We start from the raw sequence: 4,401 nt of genomic DNA on the forward strand, positions 1-4,401 counted from the left end.
CTCAAGATGGCCGATATTGGTCTTCACCGAGCCGACCAGCAGCGGATGCTCCGGATCGCGGCCTTGCCCGTAGACCGCTAGCGCTGCGCGCAGCTCGATCGGATCGCCCAGCGACGTCCCCGTGCCGTGCGCCTCAAGATAGCCGACCGCCTCCGGTGTCACCCGCGCCTCCGACAGCGCCGCCGCGATCACCTGCCGCTGCGCTTCGCCATTGGGCACCGTCAGCCCCGCGCTCGGCCCGTTATGATTGACCGCACTGCCCCGGATCACCGCATGGATGCGGTCGCCGTCGCGCTCCGCCTCCGACAGACGCTTCAGCACCACCACGCCGACGCCCTCGCCCCGGCCGAAGCCGTCCGCCCGCGCGTCGAACGCCTTGCACCGGCCGTCCGGCGACAACGCCCGCAGCCGGCAGCTCATGATGCTCGCCTCCGGCAACAGCATCAGGTTCACACCCGCCGCCAGTGCCACCTCGCACTCGTCGCGCCGCAGCGCCTGACAGGCCAGATGGATCGCCACCAGGGACGACGAACAGGCCGTGTCCACCGGCATCGCCGGACCCTGCAGGCCGAGTTGGAAGGCCAGCCGCCCGGCCAGGAAGCTGCCGCCCGAGCCGGTGCCCATATAGGCGTCCATGTCCCTCACCGAACTCAGCCCCCACTGGGCATACTCGTTCCACATCGAGCCCGTGAACACGCCCGTGCGGCTGTCGCTCAAGCCGGCAGCCGGCAGGCCGGCATCCTCCAACGCCGCCCAGGCCGTCTCCAGCAACAAACGCTGCTGCGGGTCCATGTAAATCGCCTCGCGCGGGCTGATGCCGAAAAAGCCGGCATCGAACCGGTCGATGCCGCTCAAGAACGAGGCTTCCCGCACATACATCTTGCCCGGCGCCTCCGGGTCTGAGTCATACCACGCCTCAATGTCCCAGCGCTCCCGCGGAACCTCCCGGGCCGTGTCCCGACCCGCAACCAGCAGGTCCCAGAACGACGCCGCATCCGGCGCCTCCGGCAGCCGGCAGGCCAGGCCGACAATCGCGATCGGCTCGTCGTCCCGCCGCCGCAGTGCCGCCTGCGCCGGCGGCCGCACCGTTGCGTCCTCATCCAGCGCCCCCAGCTTCTGACCCAGATGCCGGGCGAGCTTGTCCACCGTCGGATGGTCGAACAGGGCGCTGGCTTCGAGTTTGACCTCCAGCGCCCGCTCCAGCCGCCGGGTCAGCTCGATCGCCATCAGCGAATCCATGCCCAGATCGAAGAACCCGGCCGAGGGCGCCGGTGCCGTCCCCAGACGCAGCACCGACCGCAGCTCGTCCGTCACCAACGCCACCAGCTGACCCGGACGCTCCGCCGCTGGCAGCGCCGCCCCGTGCCCGGCCTCCGCTTCCGCGACCACCATAGCCTCATCCGCCAGCAGCTCTTCCAGCAGCGCCGGCCGGCCCGCCAGCCGAGACCCGAACACCGACCACTCCACCGGCACCACGACACCGGCAGCCACGTCCTGCCGCACCAGACGGTCAAACGCACGCAGGCCCTGCTCGGGCGCGATCCAGCCCACACCCGACGCCGCCAGACCCGCCGCAATCCGCTCGCGCTGCTCCTCCGCCTCACCCAGACCCGACCACGCCCCCCAGGCCATCGCCTGGCCGGCCAGGCCCAGAGACCGGCGGTGCCGTGCCAGCTGATCCAAAAACGCATTCGCCGCCGCATGGTTCGCCTGGCCCGCATTGCCCAGCACACCCGACATGCTCGAGAACAAGACGAACAGATCCAGGTTCAGATCAAGCGTCGCCCGGTGCAACTGCCAGGCACCCAGCAGCTTCGGTGCCAGCACCGTCTCGAACCGCTCCCAGCTCTGGTTCGACACCGCAGCATCCGACAGCACCCCGACGCTGTGCACCACTCCGCCCAGCGGCAAGGGCAAGGCCGCGATCCCGGTCAGCATGCCGTCGACTGCGTCCGCATCGGTGACGTCGGCCAGCCGCACATCCACACTCGCGCCCCGCGCCTCAAGCGCCGCGATCGCCGCCTCGGCCGCACCGTCCGGTGGCCGGCGGCCGTTCAGCACGATCCGGCCCGCGCCCCGATCCGCCAGCCAGTCCGCCACCCGAAGACCAATGCCGCCGAGACCACCCGTCACCAGATAACTCCGGTCCGGACGGATCAACGGCGCCGGAACGTCGTCCGCTCTCTCGGCCGTCACGCCCCGCACCAGCCGGGCGGCCAGCCGGCCTGCGGCCCGGTGCGCCACATGGCTTTCCGCGTCCGGATAAAGCAGCTCTTCGATCAGCGGCTCAATCAGCTCCTTGCGGGTTGTCTGCGGGTCGGCAGCCGGGTCCAGATCGATCATCCGCGGCTGCAGCTGCGCCGCCTCCAGGGCCAGCGTCTTGCCCAGTCCCCACAGCGGCGTGCCCGACAGGCAGGCCGCTGGCTCCCGGTCAACCACCTGCGCACCCCGGGTCACCAGCCAAAGACCGCCCTCAGGCGCCGCACCCCGGTCCAGCAGCGCCTGGCTCAGCGCCAGCGCACTCGACCCGCAGCGCGCCGTCGCCGCCGACAGCTCCGATACCGTCGCCGCGCCATCCGGACCGTCCAGCGCCGAAAGATGCACAACGCCCCGCAACGCAACCTCGTCCGGCAGGCCCTCGAGCAGCGACACCCAAGTCTCCCGGCGCGGTCCCTCCACATAGGCCCGCGTCACCCGACCACCGGCCGGAACGGGGATCTCTGTTTCCGTGGCGTCTGCTTCGGGGATGTCCTGTCCCGTTACGTCGGCGGTAGCGTTCTCCAGGCCTGCGCCGGCCAGCACCACGGTCTGGTCGCGCTCCGCCAGGCCGGCCGCAAGCCCTTCCGCCAGCGCCGAAGCCGCGCCGCCCGCATCCGCCGCCAGCAGCCAAACACCCGGACGCTCCCGCACCTGCGACGGCCCCCGCGCCACAATGACACCCTGGGACGCACCCGCCTCGTCCGCGCCCAGCACCGAGGCCGCCTCGTAGCCCGTCTCCAAAAGCACATGCCGCCAGCCCGCTCCGTCCAGCAGCGCATGCTCTGAACGGTAGCCGTCGGCAAACCGCCACCAGCCCTCCAAAAGACCGAAGGTCAGGTCCAGCCAGCCCTGACGCCGCAGACCCTCCAGCGCCACCAGCACACCCGACGGCGACAGCAAGTCCCGGCAGTGCCCCAGCGACGCCCCGATGTCCCGCGTCGCATGCAGCACGTTCGCCGCCACCACAAGGTCGTAACCATAGGCCGCAAAGCCCTGCGCCACCGGATCGCGCTCGATGTCCAGAACCCGGTAGTCCAGTTCCGGCCCGAACCGGGCCTCAGCATCTGCAAAAAAGCCCGCAGAGATATCCGTATAGACATAATCGACCCGGTCCGCCGGCAGCGCCGGCAACACCGACGCTGTGGTGCCCCCCGTCCCGGCACCGACCTCCAGAACCCGCAGCCGGCGACCCTCCGGCAACCCTGACACCGCAGCCGACACCGTCTCGGCCACCAGACGGTTGTAGGCCCGCGCCGCCGGCGCCTCCCGGTACAGCGCCGCCGCGCTCGCACCTTCCTCGCTGAACAGCAGCGCCAGCGGGTCCGAACGGCCCCGCAGCACCTGCGCCAGAGCCGCCCCGCAGCGCGACAAAAGGCCGAGCTCAATGCGGCCGAACGCATAACGCTCCTGCAAAGACGCCAACAGCGCCCCCGGATCGCCCAGAGCCGGATCCGGCAGCCGGTCCCCGGCCCCGATCAGGACACGGTAGCGCCCTTCAGCCGCCTCATCGTCCGCCGCCAGCACACCGCCCTCGGCCAGCAGACCCAGAAGATGGCCGAACAGCCGCTCATGGTCCTCAACCACCTTCAGCCGGCGCCGCAGATCCGGCGCAACCACCACAGACCCGGCCCGGCGATCAAAGCCCAGCTCGTCCAAAGCCGCCAGCGCGTAAGCCCGCGACAGCCGGTCGCTGTCATCCGCAAACCGAAAAAGGTCCGCAGGATCCAGACCTTCCTCGGAAAGCAGCGCCGCCATGTCCGGCGTCGCTTCCGCCAAATGCTCCGGACCCGCCAGGAACGCCGCAGGACGCGGTCCGCCCGCCAAAGGACGCTCCCGCCACACAACCTCGTAAAGCAGATCCTCGATACGCTCGCTCGCCGACAGCAGCGCCGCCCGCGGGGCCCGCTTCAGGCTGAAGCCCGTCACACCGCCCAGCGGCCGGCCATCCAGGTCGTAGAAGGACAGATCCGCCAGACGCACTTCCGGCACCACACCGGCGTCACTGTCACCGCCGTCCTCTTCCACCGGCCGCACACGCGCATGGCACAGCACACGATCCGGCAGCGCACCCGACAGCCACAGACGCTCCCAGCCAAACGGCAGATAGGTCACACCGCTCTCACTGTCGGCCGCGTTGCCTGC

General features: G+C 70.5%; 1 protein-coding gene. It reads right to left on the reverse strand.

Translation table 11 applies throughout. The features are described 5' to 3' along the window. Positions 1 to 4,371: SDR family NAD(P)-dependent oxidoreductase (locus ACFWW2_RS01940; RefSeq protein WP_393925678.1), on the reverse strand; the 4,371-nt coding region annotated here is incomplete at its 3' end. Positions 4,372 to 4,401: the final 30 nt, after the last annotated feature.

This window comes from Yoonia sp. R2-816, from assembly GCF_046762905.1.
Lineage (GTDB): Bacteria > Pseudomonadota > Alphaproteobacteria > Rhodobacterales > Rhodobacteraceae > Yoonia.